General features: G+C 55.0%; 28 protein-coding genes. 8 read left to right on the forward strand and 20 right to left on the reverse strand.

Translation table 11 applies throughout. The annotated features are described in order from the left end of the window. Genes merF through merE form a run of 4 tightly spaced genes read left to right on the forward strand, consistent with a single transcriptional unit; the run spans position 1 to position 2504 of the window. Positions 1–246 (forward strand): mercury resistance system transport protein MerF, encoded by a 246-nt coding sequence (gene merF, locus ACLIBF_RS02940; RefSeq protein WP_000654684.1) that lies wholly within the window; start codon positions 1–3, stop codon positions 244–246. Then, positions 243–1889 (forward strand): mercury(II) reductase, encoded by a 1647-nt coding sequence (gene merA / locus ACLIBF_RS02945; protein ID WP_000136268.1) that lies wholly within the window; start codon positions 243–245, stop codon positions 1887–1889. The genes merF and merA overlap by 4 nt, the downstream gene beginning before the upstream one ends. Positions 1890–1905: 16 nt before the next feature. Continuing rightward, positions 1906–2271: a mercury resistance co-regulator MerD gene (merD, locus tag ACLIBF_RS02950; RefSeq protein ID WP_003465059.1), complete on the forward strand. Its 366-nt coding sequence runs from the start codon at positions 1906–1908 to the stop codon at positions 2269–2271. Then, entirely contained in the window at positions 2268–2504 is a 237-nt protein-coding gene (gene merE / locus ACLIBF_RS02955) for a broad-spectrum mercury transporter MerE (protein WP_001087809.1), read from the forward strand. The genes merD and merE overlap by 4 nt, the downstream gene beginning before the upstream one ends. A gap of 52 nt (positions 2505–2556) precedes the next feature. Here the strand turns inward: merE and ACLIBF_RS02960 are convergent, their stop codons facing one another. The 5 genes from ACLIBF_RS02960 to ACLIBF_RS02980 all read right to left on the reverse strand — a co-directional run bounded on the left by ACLIBF_RS02960 (position 2557) and on the right by ACLIBF_RS02980 (position 7696). Beyond that, complete coding sequence (locus tag ACLIBF_RS02960) at positions 2557–3171, reverse strand: recombinase family protein (RefSeq protein WP_000904941.1); 615 nt, start codon at positions 3169–3171, stop codon at positions 2557–2559. A gap of 60 nt (positions 3172–3231) precedes the next feature. Then, the gene (locus tag ACLIBF_RS02965) at positions 3232–4449 is read right to left on the reverse strand and encodes a TniQ family protein (RefSeq protein ID WP_000801210.1); all 1218 of its coding nucleotides are present in this window, start codon (positions 4447–4449) and stop codon (positions 3232–3234) included. Then, complete coding sequence (locus ACLIBF_RS02970) at positions 4446–5354, reverse strand: TniB family NTP-binding protein (protein WP_000393453.1); 909 nt, start codon at positions 5352–5354, stop codon at positions 4446–4448. Before ACLIBF_RS02970 ends, ACLIBF_RS02965 begins: the two co-directional genes overlap by 4 nt. A gap of 2 nt (positions 5355–5356) precedes the next feature. Further along, positions 5357–7039, reverse strand: a complete 1683-nt coding sequence (locus ACLIBF_RS02975) for a Mu transposase C-terminal domain-containing protein (protein WP_010791757.1) — start codon at positions 7037–7039, stop codon at positions 5357–5359. Positions 7040–7486: 447 nt separating this feature from the next. Next, a complete protein-coding gene (locus ACLIBF_RS02980) occupies positions 7487–7696 on the reverse strand; it encodes a hypothetical protein (RefSeq protein WP_425036282.1) in 210 nt (69 codons plus the stop codon). 285 nt (positions 7697–7981) lie between these two features. Between ACLIBF_RS02980 and yecR the strand changes: the two genes are divergently transcribed. Continuing rightward, complete coding sequence (gene yecR / locus ACLIBF_RS02985; RefSeq protein WP_448309316.1) at positions 7982–8173, forward strand: YecR family lipoprotein; 192 nt, start codon at positions 7982–7984, stop codon at positions 8171–8173. A gap of 478 nt (positions 8174–8651) precedes the next feature. Here yecR and ACLIBF_RS02990 read toward each other — a convergent pair whose 3' ends face one another. From ACLIBF_RS02990 to ACLIBF_RS03045, 12 genes are all read right to left on the reverse strand, one after another. Then, the gene (locus ACLIBF_RS02990; RefSeq protein ID WP_448309318.1) at positions 8652–9227 is read right to left on the reverse strand and encodes a hypothetical protein; all 576 of its coding nucleotides are present in this window, start codon (positions 9225–9227) and stop codon (positions 8652–8654) included. Between the two features lies 1 nt (position 9228). Beyond that, positions 9229–10470 (reverse strand): hypothetical protein, encoded by a 1242-nt coding sequence (locus ACLIBF_RS02995; RefSeq protein WP_448309319.1) that lies wholly within the window; start codon positions 10468–10470, stop codon positions 9229–9231. Positions 10471–11107: 637 nt separating this feature from the next. Next, positions 11108–12082 (reverse strand): glutathione S-transferase family protein, encoded by a 975-nt coding sequence (locus ACLIBF_RS03000; protein ID WP_279810034.1) that lies wholly within the window; start codon positions 12080–12082, stop codon positions 11108–11110. Between the two features lie 75 nt (positions 12083–12157). Continuing rightward, entirely contained in the window at positions 12158–12571 is a 414-nt protein-coding gene (locus tag ACLIBF_RS03005) for a DoxX family protein (protein ID WP_069729050.1), read from the reverse strand. Positions 12572–12773: 202 nt separating this feature from the next. Next, the gene (locus ACLIBF_RS03010) at positions 12774–13058 is read right to left on the reverse strand and encodes a YqjK-like family protein (RefSeq protein ID WP_031377218.1); all 285 of its coding nucleotides are present in this window, start codon (positions 13056–13058) and stop codon (positions 12774–12776) included. Next, entirely contained in the window at positions 13058–13453 is a 396-nt protein-coding gene (locus ACLIBF_RS03015; protein ID WP_031377217.1) for a phage holin family protein, read from the reverse strand. Before ACLIBF_RS03015 ends, ACLIBF_RS03010 begins: the two co-directional genes overlap by 1 nt. A gap of 2 nt (positions 13454–13455) precedes the next feature. Further along, a complete protein-coding gene (locus tag ACLIBF_RS03020) occupies positions 13456–13761 on the reverse strand; it encodes a DUF883 family protein (protein WP_031377216.1) in 306 nt (101 codons plus the stop codon). Positions 13762–13796: 35 nt separating this feature from the next. Continuing rightward, positions 13797–14171 (reverse strand): DUF1090 domain-containing protein, encoded by a 375-nt coding sequence (locus ACLIBF_RS03025; protein WP_069729051.1) that lies wholly within the window; start codon positions 14169–14171, stop codon positions 13797–13799. Between the two features lie 196 nt (positions 14172–14367). Continuing rightward, on the reverse strand, positions 14368–14715 hold the full coding sequence (gene mzrA / locus ACLIBF_RS03030) for an EnvZ/OmpR regulon moderator MzrA (RefSeq protein ID WP_069729052.1): 348 nt from the start codon (positions 14713–14715) through the stop codon (positions 14368–14370). Then, positions 14715–15389 carry a DedA family protein gene (locus tag ACLIBF_RS03035; RefSeq protein ID WP_031377213.1) on the reverse strand — a complete coding sequence of 225 codons (675 nt, stop codon included), beginning with the start codon at positions 15387–15389 and terminating at the stop codon, positions 14715–14717. The genes mzrA and ACLIBF_RS03035 overlap by 1 nt, the downstream gene beginning before the upstream one ends. Before the next feature lie 321 nt (positions 15390–15710). Further along, complete coding sequence (gene exuR, locus ACLIBF_RS03040; RefSeq protein WP_031377212.1) at positions 15711–16487, reverse strand: transcriptional regulator ExuR; 777 nt, start codon at positions 16485–16487, stop codon at positions 15711–15713. An 85-nt stretch (positions 16488–16572) separates the two neighbouring features. Continuing rightward, a complete protein-coding gene (locus ACLIBF_RS03045) occupies positions 16573–17877 on the reverse strand; it encodes an MFS transporter (RefSeq protein WP_448309321.1) in 1305 nt (434 codons plus the stop codon). Positions 17878–18274: 397 nt separating this feature from the next. Here ACLIBF_RS03045 and uxaC point away from each other — a divergent pair, with 397 nt between their 5' ends. Genes uxaC through ACLIBF_RS03060 form a run of 3 tightly spaced genes read left to right on the forward strand, consistent with a single transcriptional unit; the run spans position 18275 to position 22636 of the window. Then, positions 18275–19690: a glucuronate isomerase gene (uxaC, locus tag ACLIBF_RS03050; RefSeq protein ID WP_279810036.1), complete on the forward strand. Its 1416-nt coding sequence runs from the start codon at positions 18275–18277 to the stop codon at positions 19688–19690. A gap of 2 nt (positions 19691–19692) precedes the next feature. Next, a complete protein-coding gene (locus ACLIBF_RS03055; RefSeq protein WP_279810037.1) occupies positions 19693–21141 on the forward strand; it encodes a tagaturonate reductase in 1449 nt (482 codons plus the stop codon). A gap of 4 nt (positions 21142–21145) precedes the next feature. Beyond that, positions 21146–22636: a UxaA family hydrolase gene (locus ACLIBF_RS03060; RefSeq protein ID WP_069729055.1), complete on the forward strand. Its 1491-nt coding sequence runs from the start codon at positions 21146–21148 to the stop codon at positions 22634–22636. 283 nt (positions 22637–22919) lie between these two features. On the opposite strand, the gene sstT is transcribed toward ACLIBF_RS03060, so the two are convergent. The 3 genes from sstT to ACLIBF_RS03075 all read right to left on the reverse strand — a co-directional run bounded on the left by sstT (position 22920) and on the right by ACLIBF_RS03075 (position 26599). Beyond that, positions 22920–24152 carry a serine/threonine transporter SstT gene (sstT, locus tag ACLIBF_RS03065; protein ID WP_448309324.1) on the reverse strand — a complete coding sequence of 411 codons (1233 nt, stop codon included), beginning with the start codon at positions 24150–24152 and terminating at the stop codon, positions 22920–22922. 235 nt (positions 24153–24387) lie between these two features. Beyond that, positions 24388–25356: a TerC family protein gene (locus ACLIBF_RS03070; RefSeq protein WP_031377207.1), complete on the reverse strand. Its 969-nt coding sequence runs from the start codon at positions 25354–25356 to the stop codon at positions 24388–24390. Between the two features lie 256 nt (positions 25357–25612). Continuing rightward, on the reverse strand, positions 25613–26599 hold the full coding sequence (locus ACLIBF_RS03075; RefSeq protein ID WP_031377206.1) for a Gfo/Idh/MocA family protein: 987 nt from the start codon (positions 26597–26599) through the stop codon (positions 25613–25615). Positions 26600–26615 lie beyond the last annotated feature (16 nt).

The raw sequence follows: 26615 nt of genomic DNA on the forward strand, positions 1-26615 counted from the left end.
ATGAAAGACCCGAAGACACTGCTGCGGGTCAGCATCATTGGCACAACCCTCGTGGCGCTGTGTTGCTTCACCCCTGTTCTGGTCATTTTGCTCGGTGTGGTCGGCTTGTCCGCGCTGACCGGCTATCTGGACTATGTGCTGCTGCCTGCGCTGGCGATTTTCATCGGCTTGACCATCTACGCCATCCAACGAAAACGCCAAGCCGATGCCTGCTGCACCCCGAAATTCAATGGAGTAAAAAAATGACCGAAATCACCGTGAATGGCATGACCTGCACATCCTGCGCCACCCATGTCAAAGATGCTTTGGAAAAGATTCCCGGCGTGAATGCCGCTGTGGTGTCCTATCCAGAAAGCCGCGCGCAAGTCATGGCAGACACCGCCGTGAGCCACAACCAACTGCTGGCCGCCATCGCCGCATTGGGTTATCAAGGCTCGATCCGGGTTGGTGATTTCAAAGATGAACCAAAAATCCGTGATGCACTTGAGGGCGCCGGTTTGCATATCGCCATCATTGGCAGCGGCGGGGCCGCGATGGCGGCGGCGCTGAAGGCCGTCGAGCAAGGCGCGACGGTCACGCTGATCGAACGCGGCACCATCGGCGGCACCTGCGTCAATATCGGCTGTGTGCCGTCCAAGATCATGATCCGCGCTGCCCATATTGCCCATCTGCGCCGGGAAAGTCCGTTCGACGGCGGTATTGCGGCAACTGTGCCTGCGATTGACCGCAGCAAACTGCTGGCCCAGCAGCAGGCCCGTGTCGATGAACTGCGGCACGCCAAATACGAAGGCATCCTGGACGGCAATCCAGCCATCACCGTTTTGCACGGTGAAGCGCGTTTCAAGGACGACCAGAGCCTGGTCGTCCGTTTGAACGAGGGTGGCGAGCGCGAGGTAACGTTCGACCGCTGCCTGGTCGCCACCGGTGCCAGTCCGGCCGTGCCGCCGATTCCGGGCCTGAAAGAGTCACCCTACTGGACTTCCACCGAAGCGCTTGTCAGCGACACCATTCCCGCACGCCTGGCCGTGATCGGTTCGTCGGTGGTGGCGTTGGAACTGGCGCAAGCCTTTGCCCGGCTCGGCAGCCAGGTCACGATCCTGGCACGCAGCACCTTGTTCTTCCGGGAAGACCCGGCCATCGGCGAGGCCGTGACAGCCGCTTTCCGCGCCGAGGGCATCGAGGTGCTGGAGCACACGCAAGCCAGCCAGGTCGCCCATGTGAACGGCGAATTCGTGCTGACCACCGGACACGGTGAATTGCGCGCTGACAAGTTGCTGGTTGCCACCGGTCGGGCACCGAATACGCGCAGCCTCGCGCTGGACGCGGCGGGGGTCACTGTCAATGCGCAAGGGGCCATCGTTATCGACCAAGGCATGCGCACGAGCAACCCGAACATCTACGCGGCCGGCGACTGCACCGACCAGCCGCAGTTCGTCTACGTGGCAGCGGCCGCCGGCACCCGTGCCGCGATCAACATGACCGGCGGCGACGCAGCCCTCAATCTGACCGCGATGCCGGCAGTGGTGTTCACCGACCCGCAAGTCGCCACCGTGGGCTACAGCGAGGCGGAAGCGCACCACGATGGCATCGAGACCGACAGTCGCACGCTGACACTCGACAACGTTCCGCGAGCGCTTGCCAACTTCGACACACGCGGCTTCATCAAGCTGGTCATCGAGGAAGGTAGCGGACGGCTCATCGGCGTGCAGGCGGTGGCCCCGGAAGCGGGCGAACTGATCCAGACGGCGGTGCTCGCCATCCGCAACCGCATGACGGTGCAGGAACTGGCCGACCAGTTGTTCCCCTACCTGACAATGGTCGAGGGGTTGAAGCTTGCGGCGCAGACCTTCAACAAGGACGTGAAGCAGCTTTCCTGCTGCGCTGGATAAAAAAAGGAGGTTTTCAATGAGCGCCTACACCGTGTCCCGGCTGGCCCTTGATGCCGGGGTGAGCGTGCATATCGTGCGCGACTACCTGCTGCGCGGATTGCTGCGTCCGGTGGCGTGCACCCCGGGCGGCTATGGCCTGTTCGATGATGCCGCCTTGCAACGGCTGTGCTTCGTGCGGGCGGCCTTCGAGGCGGGCATCGGCCTGGACGCGCTGGCGCGGCTGTGCCGGGCGCTGGATGCTGCGGACGGCGATGAAGCGGCCGCGCAGCTTGCCGTTCTGCGCCAGTTCGTCGAGCGTCGGCGCGAAGCGTTGGCCGATCTGGAGGTGCAGTTGGCCACCATGCCGACCGAGCCGGCACAGCACGCGGAGAGTCTGCCATGAACAGCCCCGAGCGCTTGCCGTCCGAGACGCACAAACCGATCACCGGCTACCTGTGGGGCGCGCTGGCCGTGCTCACCTGTCCCTGCCATTTGCCGATTCTCGCCATTGTGCTGGCCGGCACGACGGCCGGCGCGTTCATCGGAGAGTACTGGGGTATCGCAGCCCTCACGCTGACCGGTTTGTTCGTCCTGTCTGTGACACGACTGCTGCGGGCCTTCAAAGATCGATCATGAGCGCTTCCCATTGAGACAAACCACGCTGTCGCTACGTTGCCTCATGCCGGCATCAAATTCGGCTGAGTAGCTTCTCGCCATCTGGACGTAGCTCACCCTTGGGTGAAACATGCCGATACAGGGTCTGCCGCGTGACGCCAAGTTCCTGGCACAGGTCGCCGACCTTGGTCTCTGGCTGACCCATTGCCGCCATCGCCAGCCGCAGCTTGGCGGCGGTCATCTTGAACGGCCGGCCGCCTTTCCGCCCGCGCGCGCGGGCCGAGGCTAGGCCGGCAATCGTGCGCTCCGCGATCAACTCGCGCTCGAACTCGGCCAGGGCGGCGAAGATGCCAAAGACCAGCTTGCCGGCGGCGGTCGTGGTGTCGATGGCCGCGCCGTGCCCGGTTAATACCTTCAAGCCGATGCCGCGCCCAGTCAGGTCGTGCACGGTGTTGATGAGATGTCGCAGGTCGCGTCCGAGCCGATCCAGTTTCCACACGACCAGTGTGTCGCCAGTTCGCAACGCCTTCAGGCAGCTCGTCAAGCCGGGCCGATCCTCGCGCATGCCGGATGCCTGGTCCTCGTAAAGATGTACTGGATCGACCCCGGCGGCAATCAGCGCGTCGCGCTGCAAATCGGTAGCCTGGGAGCCGTCCGCCTTCGATACCCGCATGTAGCCTATCAGCATGTCGTACCTGTCACATATACGTTCGATTATGTGACAGTGTGCACCGGAAAGTTCTGGTCGTCAAAATTTGTCACTTAACCCGTCATTCTGTCTAAGACATGCAAAGGGTCCATCAGGCACGTAATGTGACAGGAATTCCGGGGGGATGCCTTCCTTTGCGAAGGTGGCGCGCAACTGTTCCAGGGAAGCGGGGTCGCGCCGACCATAGGAAGCCAACGCGAACAGCGAGCGTGCCGTCTCGGGGTCGTGCCGCGCTTCAATGATGGCCTCATCGATGGCCTGGACTGCCCGTTGCCAGTGATCGACGGGTTCGGGCTTCGGCGTTTTCGCCGACAGGCCACTGGTGAAACCGGTTTGGGGTTCGGACCAGAACAGCTTTGCATGCTCGCCCGGCGGGCTTATATCCCTCATCTCAATCAAGCTGATTGCCGTTGCCGCCGCCTCCAGCATCTGCAACCGTACTGCCGGGTTCAGGGTTTCATACGGTCGCCACAGACTTTGCCCAGCACGCAGCGGATGCCCGCAGCCTTCCCAGACTTGGCGGAGATACCCCGCGCAGGTTCCGCACGTCGAAAGCGGGGTGTTCAGCTCATCGAGCAGCGTGCGTAGTAGCCGAAACCACAATCCAGCGTGGATGCGTCGGCGCGGCAGCTCCACATGGCCGGTCGTCAGTGCCTGCCAGGTGCGCCGGTCCATCACCGCAATCGCGTCGCTGGCGGTGCGCGGCGCAGTGTCGGCGTTCTCCCAGCCGAGAAACCGCCCAGGCACGCCCCAATAGGATTCCAGCCAGCAGCCATGCAGCGGGCAGCTCAGCATCAGGGGCAGCTTCCATGCAAGCAGTACGGCTTGGTTTGCCGGGTCGTTCAGACAGAGCGGGCAGGCGCGATGTATCGGCTGGCTGGGCAGCCAGGCACGCCAGCTCGTGATGGATCGCGTCCTACGGCGGAGTTTCGGCAGCAGCACCGAGAGCTGGAACGCATAGGTTTCCAATGCGTCTGGAATCTGATCATCAAGGCTGTCCAGTAGCCAAGGCACCCAGCCGGCGAAACTCATGCAACGCAGCCGGTCCGGCTCGATGCCGCTCCGCTGGGAGAGCATCGCCAGCAGCGCCAGTGGTGGCGCGGTGTCCAGGTCATCAACCTGGCCGTGACCAAGATCGTGCTCCAGCAGCTCGGACACCTCCATGTGATAGCAAAGGGCCACGCGGTTGAGCCACGAAGACAAGGCTTCGCCTTCCCTGGGAGCCGGATGCAGTGGCCAGTGTGGCGCTGGCTTCACATCAGTTCCCGCTCGAATTGCCGCCGCCGCTCGCTGGGACCGGTGTAATCGGCCATGCTGAGCGTGCGATGGTTGATCGCTTCCTCACCGCTCTCCACGGCAGCGACGGCCGCCGCCATCAACAGGTGCGCCAGCTCGCCGATGGTGCCCTCGCTGCGCGTGAGCAGGTAGCGGGCCATATCCAGCGTGGCAATCGACGAGGGTCGCCGCAGCGGGAGCGAAGCCGCGAAGCTGGCCAGCAGTGAGCAGCAATCGTCGTTGGCCTCCCACACCGGCAGCATCATCGGCTCGAAGCGGTTTTCCAACTGGTCGTCCGAGCGGATCGCCAAGTAGGCATCGCGTGTGCCGACCCCGACCAGCGGGATGCGCAGCTCGTTGCCGAGGAAACGCAGCAGGTTGAGGAATTCCCGGCGGTTGACGCTGTTGCCGGCCAGGACGTTGTGCAATTCGTCGATCACCAGCATGCGCACGCCGACCTTGCGTAGCAGTGCCAGCGCCAATTGCTCCATTTCCGGCAGCCGTGGGCGCGGGCGCAATGGCGCGCCCATCGCGGCAAGTAGCGCGACGTAGAAGCGGATTACCGACGGTTCGGATGGCATCTGCACGACCAGTACCGGAATGTGCTCCTGGTCGGCGTCGGAGCTGGCCGGGTGGGTGCGGCGGAATTTCTCGACGATCATCGACTTGCCGTTGTTGGTTGGACCGACCAACAGCAGGTTGGGCATGCGTTGTTTGTTCGGCCACGCATACAGGGCTTCCAGCCGATTCAGCGCCTCGACTGCTCGCGGATAGCCGATCCAGCGGTCAGCGCGAAGGCGATGGATGCGTTCGTCCGCCGGAAGACGGGCCAAGCCCTGGGCCACCGGCATCAGGTGGGACAAGTCGATGATGGGATATTCTTCCACGGCTACCACTCCTCAATCTGGTCGAACGGTTTGGCAGGTGGCTGGTTGTCTGCCTGCGGGTCAGCCATGTCCGCGTCCGGTGGTGGCGTGGTTTTGAAAAGAACTGCCGTTGCCTTGAGATGCTGGCGTCGATCCGCGTCGCGCCGCGCCTTGCGCGTAGCTTTCTGCGCGGTGGACACGATTTCGCGCATCTGGCCGATCATGCGAAACAGCGCCGACTCATCCACCTGTTCGCGCCCTTGCTGCCGCAATTTCGCCAGCGCCTGTCGTTGTTCCCAGAGGGTGACAGCCGGGTGCGACAAGGTGCGGTATGGAATTTCCAGATAGTGCTGCCCCTCCGGCTCCAGCACCCAAATGCGGCTGATGTCGCGCGGGTCGCGCCGGATCAGGAACGCAGGCAAGCGGTCGCGCCGAGCTATCCACGGCTTGAGCGCATCGGCGTAGTAATGGATGTGGTCGATGACGAAGCCGGTGCGGGTCAGCGTGCGGCGGATGATGGGCAGAAAATCGACCAGAAAAGCCGTGGTGCGAGTGATGACGGTTGGCACGCCGGTCCGCGCGATAGCTTCGGCCCAGCGCGCTGCCGGCGGCTGGAGCAGGCCGTTGTGCACGGAGCCGTGGTAGGTGCCGACCGCCAATGTGAGCCAGCGCTCCAGCTCACGCAGCGTCAGGGCGGCCTTGTTTTCGGAATCGTAGTCGCCGCGCTGGTCAGGGTTGGAGAAGGTCGTCCCTGGCAATTCGTCGTGGATCATCTGCATCGCCGTGCCGATGATCCGTTCCACGATGCCGCCGTAGTGCGGCTGCCCGAGCGGGCGATAGTCAAGCCGGATGCCATGCTGCTCGCAGCCTCGGCGTAGCGCTTCGCTCTTGAACTCGGCCGCGTTGTCCAGGTAGAGCAGCCTGGGCTTGCCGCTCATCGGCCACTCCATTTCTATGTTCAGACCCTCCAGCCAGGGACGCTTGTCGCAGGCGACATGCACAAGGCACAGGCCGACCGAAACAGATGACGGCGCTTCCAGCGTGACGACCATGCCGAGCACGCAGCGGGTAAACACGTCGATGGCGATGGTCAGATACGGACGGCCAATCGGTTGCCGGTCGCGCTCGTCCACCACGATCAGGTCGATGACCGTGTGATCAATCTGCACTTGTTCCAGTGGCGCGGTCACGGCGGGAGGCTCACCACCGACACCTTGCAGGCTGCGGGACGCATCCTGACCTTCCCGGCGGCGAGTGGCCTTGAGCGGATCGAGGCCGGCGATCCGCAGAGCCACGGTGTTGCGCGCCGGCGCCCGCAGCTTTTGCGCTTTGCAAGCCTGCGCGACCTCGCGGTGGAACGCTGCCAGGCTACGCTTCTGCTTGGTCAGGAAGCGCTTTTGCAGCAACTCGCGGATGATGCGCTCAACTGATTCCGGCAAGCGTCCCTTGCCTTTTCCGCCGCCGGATCGGCTGCGAGCCAGGTCCGTCACAAGCCCAGCACCTTGCCGGGCACGGCGGATTAGGACATACACCTGCCGCCTGGACAGGCCAAGCGCGTGAGCAGCGGCATCGGCGGCTTCATGCCCGACCACATCAAGCGCTGCCAGCGGCCCGATGATTTCCGCCCGTTGCCGGGCCTGCGCCCAAGCCGCATCGGGCAGGGTGGCCACGCCTTGCTCGGCAATCAATGATGTGTCTGACGCCATGCTCACACCTCGCTTTGGTGCACACGAGTATTGAGCATAGTCGAGATTGGTGCAGATGACTTCTGATATTGCGTTGTCAGGAGTCGCCTGCACATCTGGCGTTACGCCCCGTCAATTGGTGCAGTCGTCTTCTGAAAATGACAGCGCATCATCAAATCAGTCTATCAAAAGTCTACTCAATGATAGGTTTAGTTTTAGTCAATACTACTCAGATATTTGAGACGCTTGGATTTTAAAACAGGGGGGTATAAAAAAATTTGGCTTAACCCTTTTTCCATTGATTCGATACTCGTATGTCCAATCAAGAAAATGTGAAAAGCATAGTTGGTGCCTAGACGAATCACATCCGGAGGGAATAGATGAAATTTGGGTAAATGGTTGTCAAAGTGGCTGGTGGCAGTGCGAGCTGGAGAGGGCGGGAGAAGCAAAACCCCGCCAAATTTCGATTCATTCCAATCGAGACTTATTGCGATCTACATACGGATGAAATTCACTATGTTTAATTCTTGCTTTGCCTAGTTGAGCTTTAAGCGCAGTTCCCATAGTTCTTAAAGTGCTTCTGTTTTTTTCAGTTTCACGCTTATTCACTTTACGGGCGTGATAGTTCATTTCGTGATCTTCTGAGAAGTTAACGTAATCGTGATCGCTAATTGCCATAGTTACTCACCATATATCCTTGATAATTGGAATTAAACTAACGTTAGGTAGTAAATAAGAAAAATCTTATACATTTTGCAATCCTAGCTCGATGTTAGCAATACTCCACAGTGTAAATGTGTCTTAGTAATTCGTTTTGTTTCAAAAAGTGTGATAAGGGGCAAGAAATATGCAATTCTAGCTTTGTCTTTAACCGTGTTATCTGTTTATGCCGTAAAAAAACAAATAGCCCCTACAGGGGGCAGTAAATCAGATAGACCACCCCGTATGAGCTATAGCTAAGGTATGTTCGAAAAGCCTGTTATCGAGCCACAGCAGGGTATGGCAGATGCAAAAGCTCGTTGCTCCGCTTGGGCATATAACGTAGTAGAAGCGTTTGGCGGGTTTACCTCTCAATGTTCCAAACCTTCTTCCTCAGGCTATATGGAAACTACGATAACCCTTATATATCAACGTGCTGGCGATCTCAAAAAGTAATGATAAGGGCTATTGTCCCTTTTGACTTTAAATTCAATATGGATTTTAAAGAGGAAACATCTTTCTGGATGAGTTTTCAGTAATAACATCATTATAAATACCCCCCAGTTTTAACCTAATTAAAAGTCGAACAAGGTTTTTCATCTCAGTTCAATTCTTAACGAAGAAAGGTTAGCAGTTAAGCGTCGAAGTAGTTGGCCGCATTTAGATTTAAAATAGGGAGGAGATATTTCTAAATTAGCTTTAGTAAAACAGATTTGAAACTTACAAGCCTGATTAAGTAATTAAAATCGCAAAATTAAGAAATAACTTTTAGTTGTATGGATGTGGGTAAAGTGATGAGTGGATTCTAATAAAGTCATTATTTGCGATAAGGCGAAATTAAAGAATAAGCTCAGCATTTTTCAAATATTAAATAACGGTTATTAATGTACGTTAGTACTACTAAGTGGAGGTGACATATGTCACCTCGTTAAAATCACTTTAACTCATCTAGCTCTTTTTTGTTTTTTTCATTATGAATGTCATTAATGAAAACAGCATTGCTTTTGAGAATTGATATTAATGATACTATCTGGAAATAAACTAGAGTTAGAGTAATGAAACATCCTACTTCAGAGAATGTCTCTATGTGGTTTTTTACTACCGCTAAATTGCTGAATATTGGTTTGGTTACATTAATCAAAAGTATAGACAGTAGAACTAAAGCAGAAACAACGATTGCCTCAACAATCAAGGTTATCCTGTCTACATCCTTCAACATAGCTTCTTTTTGTTCACTTGAGATTTTTAACTCAGGCCTAACGATTTCTCCATCTGAGTTAGGTTTTATCTCATCACTAAGGATTGATGGTTTCATCATCACACTGATAGCTTTAGGATATATATAGGCAAGCCAAATTCCAGCGATAGTAAATATCATTGCAGAAATGTTTTGCAGTGTAGATAGGATGTCTTTGATATCCGAATAGGTAAAGCTATTGCCCACCCAAAATGCTATAAATAATAAAATAAAAACGACCCCAAGATGCCTCTTGTATGTCTTAGTTATCATCTTAAGCTCCAACTTCTTTTAAAGTTCCATCATCGTCATTATCCGCTGATGAAAAATCAACTGTAGATTGTATGTTATTACTAGGTTCGGGATCATCTAAATACGAAACAAGATCATTTCTATGTGCATTTACGATGGATAATAAGTATGACGAAGAGTAATGCTTATAACGATTTTCAAGATTGGTATGAATCTCGTGTCGTAATACATATTCGTCGAGCCAAGTTATGGCACTGCTTTTCCCATTGATTTTAAAGCCAATTCTAACTTGATCAGTCTTTTTATTGTTATCGTTAGTGTCTTGATCGTCTTCATCTTTGCCGAGTGCTTCGTCATCAATATTATGTTGATCCAGATAATCCTCGATAAGCTTTTCAAACTCTTCTTTAGTTGGAGTACCCTCAACGATTAGCTCGACTTTATGTTTTTTTGAAACAACAGGTGAACTTCCTGATATGATGTTACCAACTTTATCAAATAATTTTTGCCATTGATGGCGCGTATCCTCTACATTAGTTTCAATAACATCGTGATAAACAATGTGAGTTATCTTTTTGCAAAGTTCTTCAATGTTAGCACCACGAGTGATTCTACGAGTTTTCTTTGTGGCTACTTTGAATACTAAACTTTTCTTATTTTTTTCGTAAAACACTCTTTTGAATTTAGAGGGTTCAGGAGAATTAGCTCGAGGAACTTCAACGTCGTAAACTTTTTTAGAGGGATCATCAAGGCGGTAATCAACATATGCTTTAATATATTGGCAAAAAAGGTCTGTGTCCGCATATGAACTTGGGAAGCGGATAGAGGCAACCTTTTTGTATTCAGGAAGTACCCAGTAATAACAAGGCAAACCCCAAATATAATTTTTCCCGTCTTGAGTTTCAGATGCCGAAACTACATTGTCGTTATTTTCATCAATTTTAGTTCCTGCTTCAATTCCTTGTATGTCTCCCTTATTGTCGCCAAGAGTTTTCCAGATTACAAAAAGATAATCACCGGTACTTTCATTATACGAAAGGTTTTTACAGAAAGCTTTTGTTCTACGGTTATTATCAGAACCCCAAGGTACAGAGTTTTCGACAGTTCTACTTCCAACCCAGTCTTTTAATCCAGTGAAAACACGAGCTAGATCTTGCTCAACCAAAATAGGATCTTTCCCTTGAAGTATTTGATACAATCCAAATTGGTCAAAATCAAAAAAAGTTAGAATGCCGCGCTCTGTTTTAAAATTTGTCCCTGACATATTTGTCACCTTAGAGATATAAAGTTAAGAAAAGAATATTTTCCCGGTGATAATAAAAATTTAAGAAAAGTATATTTTTATATTTAAAGATACTAGTAGTTCAAAATAGAAAGAGGATTATAACCTACAATACGACAAGGTGCATCTCAAAAAAATACAATTAAATCAGTGTCTTGTGTTTATCAGGAGAGGTTTTCTAAAAGGATTGTTATAGCATTAGAACATACTAATCATAATTTTGGATAATTTAACTTTACAAGTTGATTGTTCGTATTACTTGATTCATTTACTAATAGACCCCTGCTCAAAAATTGACTTACCATAAGCAAGGAAAGGTCAGATTTTCTATTGTAATCAAACTGTTTGTGAACATCCGCTTGCATCTAGTCGTTTTAATTCTTGAGCAGTAAAAAAGCTGATTCTTGGTAGTTCCTTTTGGGATACAAAAAGAGTACAGTTTGGGTTACATTTCAACAATTAGTTGATTACAAACAACCTTTTTTCGAGATTGAACCTGACTTAACGGTCAGCTTCGACTACTTCTAAAAACCCCGCTTCGGCGGGGTTTTTGCTTATTAGCCGCTGAGGCATCAGTTCCCACCCGTTGAGATGTGAGTACCGAAAATACCAGACGGAATTAACCGCGGCCGTGCGGCTCATCCCAGTCAAACGCCGGTCCCAGCGAAATCACGCCGTTCGGGTTGATGGTCTTATGGCTGCAATAGTAGTGATGGCGGATATGCGGCAGGTTAACCGTCTCTGCAATACCGGGCATCTGGTAAATATCGCGCAGGAAACCGCTGAGATTAATGAAACCGCCGATGCGATGACGATCGCATTTAAAATGGGTCACGTAGACCGGATCGAAACGCACCAGCGTGGTCCACAGGCGCAGATCCGCTTCGGTCAGCCGATCGCCAGTCAGGTAGCGGTGCTGACCGAGGATCTGCTCCAGCCGTGACAGCGAATGAAACAGCGCGGTGACCGCTTCATCATAGGCCGACTGGGAGGTGGCGAAGCCCGCCTTGTAGACGCCGTTATTCACCGTGTCGTAAATCCAGCCGTTCAGCTCATCGATTTTTTCACGCAGGGCAGGCGGATAATAGTCACCGGCTCGGGCCCCAACCGCATCAAACGCGCTGTTGAACATCCGGATGATATCGGCCGATTCATTGCTGACGATGGTGTTCTGCTGCTTGTCCCACAATACCGGCACCGTTACGCGGCCGCTGTAGTGTGGATCGGCGTGCAGATAGAGCTGATAGAGAAACTCATTTTGATAGAGCTTATCGCCGGTTGCCTGCTCAAATTCATCATCGAAGGTCCAGCCATTTTCCAGCATCAGCGGATGCACCACTGACACATCAATCATGCTATCCAGCCCTTTAAGCTGACGCATCAGCAGGGTGCGGTGCGCCCATGGGCAGGCCAGCGAAACGTAGAGATGATAGCGGTCACGCTCGGCGGTGAATCCCGCTTTGCCGTCCGGGCCGGCGCTGCCATCGGCCGTGACCCAGTTGCGCCAGGCAGAGGCTGAACGCTTGAAGCGTCCGCCGGTCGATTTGGTGTCGTACCAGGTGTCATGCCAGACACCGTCAATTAGCTGTCCCATATTGCCTCCAATGCAAACAGGGCGAGGTTATTTCCTCGCCCTGTTAAGTCTGTCTGTGATGATGCTTATCTGAGTTTAGCGTGCAATCGCCGACTGTGGTTTTCTTTTGCTCAGCAGACGGTCGATGCTGTAAGCGCCCGGACCCACCAGACCTAACACCAGGAAGCCGCCGGCAATTGACAGGTTCTTCATGAACATCAGCTGGTTGACGCCTTCGGCAAAGTTACTGTGGAACAGAAACGCCGTCAGGATGGTGAAACCGGCAGTAAACAGCGCGGTAAAACGGGTCAGGAAACCGAACAGAATCGCCAGGCCGCCGCCGAATTCGAGCAGGATAACCAGCGGCAGCATCACGCCAGGCACGCCCATCGCTTCCATATATTGCTGGGTCGCCGCATAACCGGTGATTTTGCCCCAGCCCGCGGTAATGAACAGGATTGGCATCAGGATGCGAGCCAGTAACAAACCAGTATCTTCGAATTTTTTCATCATTTACTCCAGCGCTATAAATATTGCAGGACCGTTGCCCGCAGGGATTATTCCCGCTGAAAGCTGTGCTGCCATTCATTGGGTTGATAGCTGGAGATGATAGTCGCGGCGCGGAAAGGTTGTAAGCGATATAAACTGTCGATGTTTTTCAGAAATTCTGATGAAGAGAAGCCGGTCTGTTCAGGACCGGCTGTAAGCAGGATTAACGCGGCGGCAAGGCGGATTTAATCATGCGCCAGGTGCTCCAGGCGCCAAATCCGCGTTTTGCCCAGCGTAACAGCATGTTGGGACTGCGAATCGAGTAGATCGCCAGCGCGCTGCTGCCGATCGCCAGATAGCGACGTAAACTGAGGAAAGTAAACCAGCCGCGGTCGTAATGGGCGGTCCCTTCCAGCCAGTCACGGCGCGCAGCGCTGAGATCAAGCCGCTGCTGCTGCACATGCTTAAGCAGTTCATGGATGCGTTCTTCACGCTCGCGGCGGCTCATTAACGCTGATCCTCAAGTAAGCTGCGGTCAGTATCCAGCTCTTTGCGCGTGTGGCGCAACAGCGTGGACTGACGCGATTTACGTAGCGTCCAGAGTCCGAGGATAATCGCCAGCAGGAACAGCGCCCCGGTGGTGATACCGATGGCCATCAGGCGATACTGTGCATCCACTGCCCAGATGATCAATACCATCAGACTCATCAGGCCAAAAGCGGTGAACAGCATCGTCAGGCCAACCATCAACAGCAGCTGTATCAGGTTAGCTTTCTCTTCTTCCAGTTCCACCACTGCCAGACGAACGCGCGTCTCAACCATACCAACCAGCGTGGTAACGATACGCTGACCAATGTTAATGACCCCTTTAGCCGGGCCGTGGTTATGCTGTGAATCTGCCATAATTAACGACGCGAAATGAGGATGCCCAGTGCGACGCCAATCGCTGCACCGATACCGACACCATGCCATGGATTTTCACGCACGTAGCCTTCTGCTTTCTGCGCGGCTTCGCGGGTGGTGGCAGCGATGCGTTCGCTTGACTCGCCTAAGCGCTCACGTGAGCTGTCCAGCGCCACACGCGCTTTGTTACGCAGCTTATCCAGCTCGCCTTTGGATTTCTCAGTGCTGCTGCTCAGCACCTCTTCCAGGGTGTCAGCAAGGTTTTTCAGTTCAGCACGCAAATGTTCCGATGATGTGTCTTTAGACATAAAATACTCCTTTAACATCAGTAGATTAATTCCGATTAATAGGGCTCCGCCTGTAACTTCTTCAGCTCCCGGCGCGCGTCATCCAGTTTTTGTTCTCGTTTAGCAATCTTCTCCTTGTCATGGCCCTCATCACGCTCTTCCCTGAGTTCGTGTTCGCGCTCAGCAACTTTTTGCTTCTGAGCGTTAATTCTTTCCAGATGCGCAGCCTCAAGCTTCTTGTCAGTACAGTCGGCACGCACCTCGGTCAGTGCACGCTCCAGACCGTTGACGCGACGCTGATTGTTATGCTTCTGCGCCATCTCAATCTCACGCTGAATATCCTGCTCTTTCTGCTGACACAGCGATTCAGCCGCCAGCAACGATCCTGACAGTGAAAACAGCGCGATTCCCAGTAATACTTGATATTTCATCAGGCTTTGTACCTTCCGTTGTTACCTGACCCGTCACCACGCCGCGAATCCGCTTGCGCCACGTGCTGAGAATCAACTCTCGGTTAAGCATAGACATCAGCGGTAAAAAGTTCAAAGAACACCGGGAGATAGAGTTCACTTCAGACCGTGCCAGCCTGCGCCACGGTCTGAAGTGTTAACAGCGAGGAAAAGGAGATTACGCCAGCGACAGGCGTTGAGACTGTTCGTGTTGCGCCACAATAAAGCCCTGAGGCAGCAGACGGCGCAGAACTTTTTGCGCCGCCAGACTCTGTTCTTCACTGTCGAAATGAATGATCAGCGCGTCGCCGGCCGGGGTAATGCTCTTAATGCGAATCCCCTGGGCGCTCAGCTGTTGATAAAGGTAGAAGCCGTCGGGCAGGGTAGCACCCGCGTGAGATACGCGAATCTGCACCACCGTTTCATGGCGCATCAGCGTCGGTGCAATGCCAATGGCAATCAGCGCAAAAACGCCAGCAATCAGCCACGGTAACCACCGTTTAGGAATAGCCTGTAGCAATTTCATTACTCAGCTTTCCCGTTTTGATCCGCCTGTCGTTTACGCCACAACACCACCAGCGATCCCACCAGGCCAAACACCAGTAGCGCCAGCGGCAGCATCATCAGGAAGAACATCAGTTCGTCCTCATAACGGCGGAAAATCGGCGTTTTGCCCAATGCAAAGCCCAGCACGGTTAAAATGACTACCCAAAGGAAGGCGCTGACCCAGTTAAAGAACTGAAAGCGGGCATTGCTCAGGCCGGACAATCCGGCAATGGTTGGCAGCAGGGTGCGGACAAAGGCGATAAAGCGGCCAATCAGCAGCGCCGATAAACCGTGCCGGTGAAACAGGCTGTGGGCGCGCAGATGATATTGCGCCGGCAGGTGTGATAACCATTTTTGCACCGTGGGCGTATTGCCGAGCCAGCGCCCCTGAATATAACTCACCCAGCAACCGAGGCTGGCGCCGGTCGTCAGGACCAGAATGGTAAGTGGAAAACTCATGGTGCCTTTAGCAATCAGCACGCCGACCAGAATCAGCAGACTGTCGCCGGGCAAAAAGGCGGCGGGGAGCAGGCCATTTTCCAGAAACAAAATCATAAACAGCACGCCGTAAATGGCCCATACCAGCGTGGGGTCGGAAAGCGTTTCGTAGTCCTGTTGCCACAAGGCATGCAGCAACGCTTGCAAAATATCCATCAATCTTTCCTGAACATCATTGTTAAACATGTCCCACGGGACTTGAGCACAGACTGGCAGTTAGTTGTAAATTTTAGGCGCGCAGCCTGGGCAGGATTTTCCGGATCCTTCCAGAATTGATCGTTAAATCAGCGACTTTATAAACCCCTGTCGCAAAGGGTAAGAAAAGGGCGATAACTGTAACAAAAATCACCCATCCGAAACAGGAAAACTGATCGGTGAACAGGAGTTTTACCTTGTGAAACGGTGTGTAAAAAGGAGCTTTACATGACCTGACACTATTGCAGATTAACTGACCATGCTGAGCGCTTTTCAAACCCGTTAGCGGGCGTTATTTGACCCGTCTGGCAGGATGACCGGATTTTCCCCGAACATGTAACGATCCACGTTAAATTCGAAATCATCCGCCGTGGCATTGAACAGCATCTGTTTAGTATTTTCCAGATGTTGCCACATCGCCAGTTTACTGGCGGCCGGATCTTTGCGCATCAGGGCTTTAAGGATCTGATCGTGGTCATCGCACCAGCTGAGGATGCTGCGCTGGTCGATGTGCTCGTGGAGTTTGAGCCAGTAAGGATTGTGCAGGCGATGCAGCCACATTTTTTCAACGATGGCGGCTAACGCGCTGTTCTGGGTGGACTGGGCAATACGAACGTGGAACTGCATATCCCATTCGGAATCACGGAAATGATCTTCCTGTCGGGCTTTTTCCTGAATCGCCATCAGGTCGATAATATCCTGGCGGGTCACCTGCGTGGCGGCGAACTCGGCCACGTTACTTTCGATCAGCTGACGTGCCTGTAATAACTCGAACGGGCCAAAAGTGGCGAACTCCAGCTGACTGCTGGTCGGTGCAATGCGGTTCTGCTGCTGGCTGGCCATCACGTGGATACCCGAGCCCTTGCGTACCTCAACATAGCCTTCGACTTCCAGCATGATGATCGCTTCACGGACTACGGTGCGACTCACTTCCATCTCTTCAGCAATCAGGCGCTCGGCCGGCAGTTTCTCGCCGATCGGGTAGATTCCGGCTTCAATGCGGCGTTTCAGCTCGCTGGCCAGCTGTTGATAGAGTCGACGGGATTCAGTGAGGTCCATAGCACAGTCCAGGTAGCAAACAGAGAGTTGTTATACCACTTTGCGTCGTGCGAGGAAATGGGCTGGCCTACGCCAGCCCGGAAGACTAACTGCGAGCCACTGCGGCCTGCGGTGCGGTTACGGTTGGCGTAAGCTCTGAAATCGGTTTGTTTTTCAATACCGTCCAGATCACTACGGCACCCAGCAGGTCGAATACCGCCAGCGCGGCAAACAGCGGACTGAAGCCCAGCGTATCGGCCAGTGCGCCCACCACCAGCGCAAACATGGTGCTGGCTGTCCAGGCTGCCATGCCGGTTAAGCCGTTAGCGGTCGCCACTTCATTGCGGCCGAAGACGTCAGAGGAGAGGGTGATCAGGGCGCCAGAAAGTGCCTGATGAGCAAAACCACCGACGCACAGCAGGGCGATGGCCACGTACGGGCTGGTAAACAGGCCGATAGTACCCGGCGCAATCATCAGCACCGCACCCATGGTGACCACCAGTTTACGTGAGACGATCAGATTGACGCCAAACCAGCGCTGAAACAGCGGCGGCAGATATCCGCCAATAATACAGCCAAGGTCGGCGAACAGCATCGGCATCCAGGCAAACAGCGCAATCTCTTTCAGATTGAAGCCGTAAACCTTAAACATGAACAGCGGGATCCAGGCGTTGAAGGTCCCCCAGGCCGGTTCAGCCAGAAAACGCGGCAGCGCAATGCCCCAGAACTGACGATTGCGGATAATTTCCAGCGCCGACATTTTGCGGGTGTTACCGGTCTGATGCTGCGCTTCCTGACCGGAAATGATGTAGTCGCGCTCTTCATCACTGAGTTTAGTCTGCTGTTTCGGGTGTTTGTAAAACACCAGCCAGCACAGGGCCCACGCCATGCTCAGCACGCCGGTAATGATAAACGCCATCTGCCAGCTGTGGGCCATAATCGCCCATACCACCAGCGGCGGTGCCAGCATCGCCCCGATTGACGAGCCGACGTTGAAATAGCCGACCGCTACCGAGCGCTCTTTGGCCGGGAACCATTCGCTACTGGCTTTCAGACCCGCCGGGATCATCGCCGCTTCTGCCGCACCTACCGCACCGCGAGCCAGCGCAAAACCACCCCAGCTACCGGCCATCGCAGTGGCGGCACAGAAGATAGCCCACAACACAGCAAACACCGCATAACCGACTTTGGTGCCCAGCAGATCGAGCACATAGCCCGCCACAGGCTGCATCAGCGTATAACAGGCTGAATAGGCTGCGACAATGTAGGAGTACTGCTGCGTAGTGATATGCAGTTCAGTTTGTAAGGTGGGGGCCGCCACCGCGATGGTGTTGCGGGTCAGATACCCTAACACCGTGCCGAGAGTCACCAGTCCAATCATGTACCAGCGTAACCCTTTGATTTTACGCATCCTCTACCTCTTCCAGTTCTGTATGCGGTCATGCCGCTGTTGTTATCTGGAGCGGGACAGCTCGTGATGCAGCTCTGCTCACGCCCGCAGGTCCTGTCTGAGCGACCGTTACTGACCTTGCCGTTTGTGAGTCAAAACACCCTCACGATGGAGCGAGAGCCTAACTTGTTATACAACTTTAAAAGTTGAGAGCCATCACAAAAACCCTTTCTGCGCTGTGGGATACTGGAAACCTGCGAAATGACAGCCATTTAGCACGCTACAGGCGACAAAAGTGTCCATAACCGCCGGCAGACAACGTCGTTTATGTGAGCAGGATCGCAAATAAATCCGCAGCGCGCTGAAATTGGTATGATAACTTTGAGCCATTAGCGGTTCAGTTGATGAGGAAGTTTCTATGTCGCGTTTTATGACCGAGGATTTTTTGCTGGATAACGAGTTCGCCCGTCGTCTCTATCACGACTATGCGAAGGATCAGCCGATTTTCGACTATCACTGCCATTTGCCGCCGCAGCAGATTGCCGAAAATTATCGCTTCGCTAACCTTTACGATATCTGGCTGAAAGGCGATCACTACAAGTGGCGGGCGATGCGCGCCAACGGCGTACCGGAGGCGTTCTGTACCGGCGACGCCAGCGATCGTGAAAAGTTTGATGCCTGGGCGCGTACCGTGCCGCATACCATCGGCAACCCGCTCTATCACTGGACTCATCTGGAATTACGCCGGCCTTTCGGGATTACCGATACGCTGCTGTCGGAAAAAACCGCGGATAACATCTGGCATCGCTGCAACGAACTGCTGGCGCAGGACAGCTTTACCACGCGCGGCATCATGCAGCAGATGAAGGTGAAAATGGTCGGCACCACCGACGATCCGCTGGACGATCTGCGTCATCATCACGCACTGGCGCAGGACAGCAGCTTTACTGTCAAAGTGCTGCCGAGCTGGCGGCCGGACAAAGCATTCAATATTGAAGCGGAAACCTTCCTGCCGTGGATTGAGACGCTGGAGCAGCTGACCGACATCAGCGTGCAGCGTTTTGACGATCTGCGCAGCGCGCTCTATCAGCGGCTGGATCACTTTGCGGCGCACGGCTGTAAAGTCTCCGATCACGCGCTGGACGTGGTCTGTTATGCCGAAGCGGATGACGCTACGCTGGATGGGATTCTGGCGCGCCGCCGCAGCGGCACGGCACCCAATCCGCAGGAGACCGCCCAGTTCAAAACCGCGGTGCTGGTGTGGCTGGGCAGTGAATATGCCCGTCGCGGCTGGGTGCAGCAGTATCACATTGGCGCGTTACGCAACACCAACCCGCGTCAGTATCAGCTGTTAGGGCCGGATGTGGGCTTCGACTCGATTAACGATCAGCCGCTGGCTGAACCGCTGGCCCGGCTGCTGGGCGCGCAGAATCTCAATAATGCGCTGCCAAAAACCATTCTCTACTGCCTTAATCCGCGCGATAACGAAGTGCTGGCGACCATGGCCGGTAACTTCCAGGGTGAAGGTCAGGCCGGCAAGATGCAATTTGGTTCCGCCTGGTGGTTCAACGATCAGCTTGATGGCATGCAGCGGCAGATGACCCAGCTGGCGCAGATTGGTTTGCTGAGTCGCTTCGTCGGGATGCTGACCGACAGCCGCAGCTTCCTCTCTTACACCCGCCACGAATATTTCCGCCGTCTGCTGTGCCAGATGATCGGTCGCTGGGTGGAGCAGGGCGAAGCGCCAGCGGATGAAGCGCTGTTAGGCGAGATGGTGCAAAACATCTGTTTCAACAATGCCCGTGATTATTTCGGCATTGAGCTGGGAGCTTGATAATGAAAAGGCTCAATCGGCACGACTTCCCGGGTGCGGTTTATCGCGATCGGGTGATCCAGTTTGGTGAAGGAAACTTTCTGCGGGCGTTTATCGACTGGCAGATTGACTGGCTTAACCAGCACCAGGGCACCGATGCCGGGATCGTGGTGGTGCGGCCGCGTAACCGTGAGGTCAGTGACAGCCTGAATCAGCAGGACGGGCTTTACACTACGCTGATTCGTGGCCTGAACGATCAGGGCGAGTCGGTGAGCGAAACCCGGCTGATTCGCAGCCTGAACCGCGAGATCCAGCCTTATCAGCAGTTCGGCGATTTTATGGCGCTGGCGCACAATCCCGATTTGCGCATGGTGTTTTCGAATACCACCGAGGCAGGTATCGTTTTTGACAGCAGCGATCGGCTCACCGACCAGCCTGCCAACAGCTTCCCCGGTAAACTGACCCAGCTGCTGTGGGCGCGCTATTGCCACTTCGAAGGCGCCAGTGATAAAGGCTGGCTGGTGGTGCCGTGCGAACTGATTGACCACAACGGCGATACGCTGCGCGATAGGGTGCTGCACTACGCTGAGCACTGGCAGCTGCCCGCCGAATTTAACCGCTGGATTAACCAGCATTGCGCCTTCTATAACACGCTGGTGGATCGCATCGTCACCGGCTTCCCGGCTGAAAGCGCGCAGATTGAGGCGGCGCTGGGCTATCAGGATCGCTATCTGGTGGCGGGCGAAGTCTACTATCAGTTTGTGATTCAGGGACCGTCGGCGCTGTTTAGCGAGCTGAAACTGGACGCGCTGGCACCCCAGGTGCGGCACGTCGATGACATTGCGCCGTATAAAGCGCAGAAGGTGGCGATCCTCAACGGCGCGCACACCGCGATGGTGCCGGTGGCCTTTCTCGCCGGACTGGAGAGCGTGGGCGAGGCGATGGACGATCCGGCGATTGCCGGCTTTGTGGATGCGTTGCTGCGCGACGAAGTGATCCCGACGCTCGATCTGCCCGCGAACGAACTGCACGCCTTTGCCGACGCGGTACAGCGTCGCTTCCGCAATCCGTTTATTCGCCATGCGCTGTTGTCGATTGCGCTGAACGGCATGACCAAATTCCGCACCCGTCTGCTGACGCCGATGCTGGCTGCACAGCAGCAGAGCGGCGAGTGGCCGACCTGCATCACTTTTGCACTGGCAGCGCTGATCGCTTTTTATCGCGGCGAATCGGCGGATAAAAGCTGGCCGTTGCAGGATGATGCACACTGGTTACAGCGCTACGCCGAAGGCTGGACGGCGCTGCAGGCCGATCAGATTTCGCCAGAGCAACTGGTGCGCAGCATCCTGAGTGATGCGCAGCACTGGGGCGAAGATTTAACCCAACGGCCCGATCTGGTGGCTGTGGTGACCCGACACCTGCAAAACATCATCGCCCACGGAATGCGTGAGGCGCTGAGTCAACTGAGATAACGCTATGCAAGACGCAATTAAAATACATTCCCGCGACAACGTCGCCGTGGCGTTGCGTGACTTAGACGCCGGCGTCACCACAGAGCTACTGGCGCATTCGGTGGCGCTGCAACAGGCTATCGGGCGCGGGCATAAGTTTGCCCTGCAGCCCATCGCTGAAGGCGAGCTGGTGATCAAATATGGTCTGCCGATCGCCCACGCCACTCAGCCGATTGCTGCCGGAGAGCTGATCCATTCACAGAACGCCCGCACCAACCTCAGCGATCTGGATCACTATCAGTATCAGCCGGACTTCGTGGCCATCCCGCCACAGCCGGGCGATCGTGAGGTGCAGATCTACCGTCGCCCTAACGGTGAGGTCGGTATCCGCAATGAATTATGGATCCTGCCGACCGTAGGCTGCGTTAACGGCATCGCACGGCAGATCCTGCAACGTTTCCTGAAGGAGACGCAGCAGGCGGAAGATATTGATGGCGTCTTCCTGTTCAGCCATACCTTTGGCTGCTCTCAGCTTGGCCAGGATCACGAAAACACCCGCACCATGCTGCAAAATATGGTGCGTCATCCGAATGCGGGTGCGGTGCTGGTGATTGGTCTGGGCTGTGAAAATAATCAGGTTGATGCATTCCGTGACACCCTCGGCGCGTTTGAAAGCGACCGGGTGGAGTTTATGGTCTGTCAGCAGCACGACGATGAAGTGGAAGCCGGGGTGGAACGTCTGCATGCGCTGTATGAAAAAATGCGGCATGACCAGCGTCAGCCTGGCAAGCTCAGCGAGCTGAAATTTGGTCTCGAGTGCGGCGGGTCAGATGGGTTTTCAGGTATTACCGCCAATCCGCTGCTGGGACGCTTCTCGGACCAGATGATCGCCAATGGCGGCACCACCGTGCTGACCGAGGTGCCGGAGATGTTTGGTGCCGAACGCATTCTGATGAGCCGCTGCCGTGACGAAGCGATTTTCGGCAAAACGGTGGCGATGATTAACGACTTCAAGCAGTACTTCATCGATCATCATCAGCCGATCTACGAGAATCCATCGCCGGGTAATAAAGCGGGCGGCATCACGACGCTGGAAGAGAAGTCGCTCGGCTGCACCCAGAAAGCCGGACAAAGCCAGGTGGTTGATGTGCTGAAGTATGGCGAACGGTTAAAAACGCCAGGCCTCAACCTGCTGAGTGCGCCGGGCAACGATGCGGTGGCAACCAGTGCGCTGGCGGGTGCCGGCTGTCACATGGTGCTGTTCAGTACCGGACGCGGCACGCCGTATGGCGGTTTTGTCCCGACGGTGAAGCTGGCGACCAACACGCCGCTGGCCGAGAAAAAACCACACTGGATCGATTTTGATGCCGGACGGCTGATTGATGGCATGAGCATGGATCAAATGCTGGAAGATTTTGTGGATACCATTGTAGCGATTGCCAATGGCAAACCGACCAACAACGAAAAGAATGACTTCCGCGAGCTGGCGATCTTTAAAAGCGGGGTGACGCTGTAAAAAAGCGATCTGCTAAAGTGCGGGTTGCTTGAGATCGTTGCTAAAGTCCGGCTCAGTGGCGGTGAGACTGATCCTGCGAAGGGAACACGGTCCGATCGGAAAGTCGCAAAGGCCGTCATTCATGACACGTTCGGCCCGTGCGATTGCGCACCTCATCCCTGAGGTGCGCCCTGGCCGGGTTAGCGCTTTGCGTTGTTCAAAAACGCGCCCGGCGTTTTTATCCGGGCGGTGGGACGCTTTGCTCTTCGGACTCCGCCACCCGTTCTTTGAGCTATCAGAAAGATTAAGCCCGGCTGGTTTCGCGTTCGGCTTCGGCCTGACAGACCGCGGCAGTAAACAGGATGTCGGTCGAGGAGTTGAGTGCGGTTTCCGCCGAGTCCTGCAGCACGCCGATAATGAAGCCGACCGCGACTACCTGCATCGCCAGATCGTTGGGGATGCCAAACATATTACAGGCCACCGGGATCAGCAGCAGCGAACCGCCCGCCACGCCGGACGCGCCACAGGCACACAGTGAGGCGACCAGGCTGAGCAGAATCGCGGACGGGACGTCAATGTTGATCCCCAGCGTATGCACCGCCGCCAGCGTCAAGACCGTAATGGTGATTGATGCGCCCGCCATACTGATGGTCGCCCCCAGCGGAATGGAAACCGAATAGGTATCCTCATCCAGTCCCAGACGTTTCGCCAGCGCCATATTCACCGGAATATTGGCGGCTGAACTGCGGGTGAAGAAGGCGGTGACGCCGCTTTCGCGCAGGCAGGTAAACACCAGCGGATAGGGGTTACGGCGAATTTTAGAGAACACCAGCAGCGGGTTAACCACCAGCGCCATCAGCAACATGCAGCCGATTAACAGCGTCAGCAGATGGGCGTATTGCCACAGTGCGCCAAAGCCGGTAGAGGCAAGAATCGATGCCACCAGACCGAAAATACCGATCGGCGCACAGCGGATAACGCATCGCACCAGCCAGGTCACCGCGTGAGAGGCATCATTCAGTAAGTTGCGGGTAGAGTCACTGCTGTGACGAAACGCCAGTCCGAGACCAATCGCCCAGACCAGAATACCGATATAGTTGGCCTGCATCAGCGCGGTGATCGGGTTCGCCACCATGCTCATCAGCAGACCACGCAACACTTCGGTGATGCCGGACGGTGGCGTGATTTCGGTGCTGCCTACCGCCAGCGTCAGCGTCTGCGGCACCAGATGGCTGAACACCACGGCCACCACGGCGGCGAAAAAGGTACTCAGCAGATAGAGCATGATAATCGGCCGGATATTGCTTTTCTGGCCCTGCTGGTGATTAGCGATTGAGGCGATCACCAGCATCAGTACCAGCAGCGGTGCCACCGCTTTCAGCGCACTGACAAACAGTTCGCCCAGCAGTCCAACGGCCAGCGCCGCATCGCGAGAAATCCAGGCCAGCGCCACACCGGCAACCAGCCCAATCATGATTTGCTTCACCAGGCTGCCTGCGAACAGCGCGCCCAGACGTGAGGAGAGAATTTTCTGCATAGTGTTTTCTATATTTTGTCGCGGATGTAGTTTTAGCGGCGATGTTTTGCATCGGCTAAAGCGGTTTGCCCGGCGGAGTATAAGGAAAAGATCGGATGAGAAAAGAGATAATTCTGCCAGTGTGGCCGCTGTCGGGTTTTTATTATGCTGGATATGGGAAGTGTGACAGAGGTATGAAATGTCGCTGCACGCAGCTGCAAAATAAAACAGGGGCATCGGCTGCCCCTGCAGGTAATTATGGCGCGATTTTTTTCTGGTCTCTTTTGCGGTTAACCCAGGCATTGATCAGCAGCGTTGACGCCAGGATCAGGCCGACGACGCTGAGCGAGATGCCAACCGGAATATGGTAGAGATCGACAATCAGCATCTTAAAGCCGATGAACACCAGCACGATCGCCAGGCCATATTTCAGCATCGAGAAGCGCTCGGCCACGTTTGCCAGCAGGAAGTACATGGCGCGCAGACCGAGAATTGCGAACAGGTTAGACGTCAGCACGATAAACGGATCCGTGGTTACCGCGAAGATGGCAGGAATACTGTCGACGGCGAAGATAACGTCGCTCAGTTCCACCATAATCAGCACCAGCAGCAGCGGTGTCGCAAACAGCACGCCATTTTTGCGGGTGAAGAACTTCTCACCTTCAAGTGCGTCGGTCATGCGCAGATGGTTACGCAGCCAGCGCACTACCGGCTTGTCGCCGACCGCATGATCGTCCTCTTTCGCCAGCGCCATTTTTACGCCGGTAAACAGCAGGAACGCCCCGAAGACATAGAGGATCCAGCTAAACTGCGTCACCAGCCAGCTGCCCGCAAAGATCATGATGGTACGCAGCACGATGGCGCCTAATACCCCGTAGATCAATACGCGACGTTGCAGGTTCGCCGGAATCGAGAAGTAGCTGAACAGCATCAGCCAGACGAAGACGTTATCCACCGCCAGCGCTTTTTCCAGCACGTAGCCGGTCAGAAAGGCGAGGGTTTGGGTGTTGGCGACCTCACGCCCGGCGCTGCCTTCCAGATACCACCAGAACGCGGCGCTGAACAGCAGTGAAACCGACACCCAGATCAGCGACCAGACGGCGGCCTGTTTGAAAGTCATGGTCTGCGCGCCGCGGCGTCCCTGCAACAGCAGATCGATGGCCAGCATGATCAGCACCACAACCGCAAAGCTGCCCCAGAGTAATGGCGTACCCACAGTTTGCATATTCGTATCCTGTCTGAAAAATAAAAAAAACGGCTGAAGTCAGAAGACGTCAGCCGCTTATTTTTGGTGTAAGCAAACCTCGCCTTCCGGCAAGGTCTCACTTACAACACAGAATAGATTCCGGGTTGCCTGATGACCGGATGCTTACGCAACGTAGTGACGATCGATCAGCTTACAAGTTACTCCCCTTTGCAGGAGCGTAAGTTACGGCTTAGCCGAACAGGAATCAATCGTTGTTGTTAATATTTAGAAATATTTACACTGCTGGCTGATCGGCCGGAAAAATCACCCCGGTCTGGCGGCGAATTTCGGTCAGCAGCGCGGCGGTAATACGTGAAACCTCCAGTGCCGGATGGTCCACCTGGCGCTGTTCAACCAGCCGGACAAAGGTTTCGGCTTCATACAGCATGGTATTGATATGCTGCGGCTGGCTCAGCGCCTGCTTTTCCGCACCGCGCGGAATAAAGGTCAGCTTCTGACACTCGGAGAGTTTCTCAATCACCAGCGCGCCCGCTTCGCCCTGAATTTCACTCGGAAGTGAGGAGTCACTCACCTTAGAGTGCAGGATCGTCACGTCAAAATCGCCGTAGCTCAGTACCACGACACCGTGCGCATCCACGCCGCTTTCCAGCAGGGTGGCGCTGGCCTGCACCCGCTGCGGCGCACCCCACAACGCAACCGCCGACGCCAGGCAGTAATAACCAATGTCCATAATTGAGCCGTTGGACCAGCGCGGATCGAAGGTGTTGGGGTTCTCGCCGTTGAGATAGCGCGGATAACGTGAGGAGTACTGACAGTAGCTCAGCAACGCTTTACGCAGCCTGCCAACCTCAGGCAGCGCCTGTTGCAGCCGGAGGAAGTTAGGCAGGCTGGCGGTTTTAAAGGCCTCAAACAGCACCACCTGATGCTGGCGGGCACAGGCGATCATCGCCTCCACCTCCTGCAGATTAGAGGCCAGCGGTTTCTCACAAATCACATGTTTGCCGTGCGATAAAAACAGCAACGCCTGCTGACAATGCAGGGCATTAGGGCTGGCAAGATAGACCGCATCAATCTGCGGACTGGCGGCCAGCGCCTCCAGCGAGGTAAAGGTCTGCTCGCAGGGATAATCGTGGCTGAACGCCTCGGCCTGCTGCTGACTGCGTGAATAGACCGCACACAGTTTCATCGCCCCGGTTTCATGGGCGGCATCAATAAACTGGCGTGTAATCCAATTTGTTCCCACAATGGCAAAACGAATCACGTCATCTCTCCGGCAG

The sequence above is a fragment of the Pantoea sp. PGP6 genome (assembly GCF_053474785.1).

What these genes read in the sequence shown, in the direction of transcription:
- merF (WP_000654684.1), top strand. Translation starts at nt 1, where the DNA reads ATGAAAGACCCGAAGACACTGCTGCGGGTCAGCATCATTGGCACAACC.
- merA (WP_000136268.1), top strand. Translation starts at nt 243, where the DNA reads ATGACCGAAATCACCGTGAATGGCATGACCTGCACATCCTGCGCCACC.
- merD (WP_003465059.1), top strand. Translation starts at nt 1,906, where the DNA reads ATGAGCGCCTACACCGTGTCCCGGCTGGCCCTTGATGCCGGGGTGAGC.
- merE (WP_001087809.1), top strand. Translation starts at nt 2,268, where the DNA reads ATGAACAGCCCCGAGCGCTTGCCGTCCGAGACGCACAAACCGATCACC.
- ACLIBF_RS02960 (WP_000904941.1), bottom strand. Translation starts at nt 3,171, where the DNA reads ATGCTGATAGGCTACATGCGGGTATCGAAGGCGGACGGCTCCCAGGCT.
- ACLIBF_RS02975 (WP_010791757.1), bottom strand. Translation starts at nt 7,039, where the DNA reads ATGGCGTCAGACACATCATTGATTGCCGAGCAAGGCGTGGCCACCCTG.
- ACLIBF_RS02980 (WP_425036282.1), bottom strand. Translation starts at nt 7,696, where the DNA reads ATGGCAATTAGCGATCACGATTACGTTAACTTCTCAGAAGATCACGAA.
- yecR (WP_448309316.1), top strand. Translation starts at nt 7,982, where the DNA reads ATGTTCGAAAAGCCTGTTATCGAGCCACAGCAGGGTATGGCAGATGCA.
- ACLIBF_RS02990 (WP_448309318.1), bottom strand. Translation starts at nt 9,227, where the DNA reads ATGATAACTAAGACATACAAGAGGCATCTTGGGGTCGTTTTTATTTTA.
- ACLIBF_RS02995 (WP_448309319.1), bottom strand. Translation starts at nt 10,470, where the DNA reads ATGTCAGGGACAAATTTTAAAACAGAGCGCGGCATTCTAACTTTTTTT.
- ACLIBF_RS03000 (WP_279810034.1), bottom strand. Translation starts at nt 12,082, where the DNA reads ATGGGACAGCTAATTGACGGTGTCTGGCATGACACCTGGTACGACACC.
- ACLIBF_RS03005 (WP_069729050.1), bottom strand. Translation starts at nt 12,571, where the DNA reads ATGAAAAAATTCGAAGATACTGGTTTGTTACTGGCTCGCATCCTGATG.
- ACLIBF_RS03010 (WP_031377218.1), bottom strand. Translation starts at nt 13,058, where the DNA reads ATGAGCCGCCGCGAGCGTGAAGAACGCATCCATGAACTGCTTAAGCAT.
- ACLIBF_RS03015 (WP_031377217.1), bottom strand. Translation starts at nt 13,453, where the DNA reads ATGGCAGATTCACAGCATAACCACGGCCCGGCTAAAGGGGTCATTAAC.
- ACLIBF_RS03020 (WP_031377216.1), bottom strand. Translation starts at nt 13,761, where the DNA reads ATGTCTAAAGACACATCATCGGAACATTTGCGTGCTGAACTGAAAAAC.
- ACLIBF_RS03025 (WP_069729051.1), bottom strand. Translation starts at nt 14,171, where the DNA reads ATGAAATATCAAGTATTACTGGGAATCGCGCTGTTTTCACTGTCAGGA.
- mzrA (WP_069729052.1), bottom strand. Translation starts at nt 14,715, where the DNA reads ATGAAATTGCTACAGGCTATTCCTAAACGGTGGTTACCGTGGCTGATT.
- ACLIBF_RS03035 (WP_031377213.1), bottom strand. Translation starts at nt 15,389, where the DNA reads ATGGATATTTTGCAAGCGTTGCTGCATGCCTTGTGGCAACAGGACTAC.
- exuR (WP_031377212.1), bottom strand. Translation starts at nt 16,487, where the DNA reads ATGGACCTCACTGAATCCCGTCGACTCTATCAACAGCTGGCCAGCGAG.
- ACLIBF_RS03045 (WP_448309321.1), bottom strand. Translation starts at nt 17,877, where the DNA reads ATGCGTAAAATCAAAGGGTTACGCTGGTACATGATTGGACTGGTGACT.
- uxaC (WP_279810036.1), top strand. Translation starts at nt 18,275, where the DNA reads ATGTCGCGTTTTATGACCGAGGATTTTTTGCTGGATAACGAGTTCGCC.
- ACLIBF_RS03055 (WP_279810037.1), top strand. Translation starts at nt 19,693, where the DNA reads ATGAAAAGGCTCAATCGGCACGACTTCCCGGGTGCGGTTTATCGCGAT.
- ACLIBF_RS03060 (WP_069729055.1), top strand. Translation starts at nt 21,146, where the DNA reads ATGCAAGACGCAATTAAAATACATTCCCGCGACAACGTCGCCGTGGCG.
- sstT (WP_448309324.1), bottom strand. Translation starts at nt 24,152, where the DNA reads ATGCAGAAAATTCTCTCCTCACGTCTGGGCGCGCTGTTCGCAGGCAGC.
- ACLIBF_RS03070 (WP_031377207.1), bottom strand. Translation starts at nt 25,356, where the DNA reads ATGCAAACTGTGGGTACGCCATTACTCTGGGGCAGCTTTGCGGTTGTG.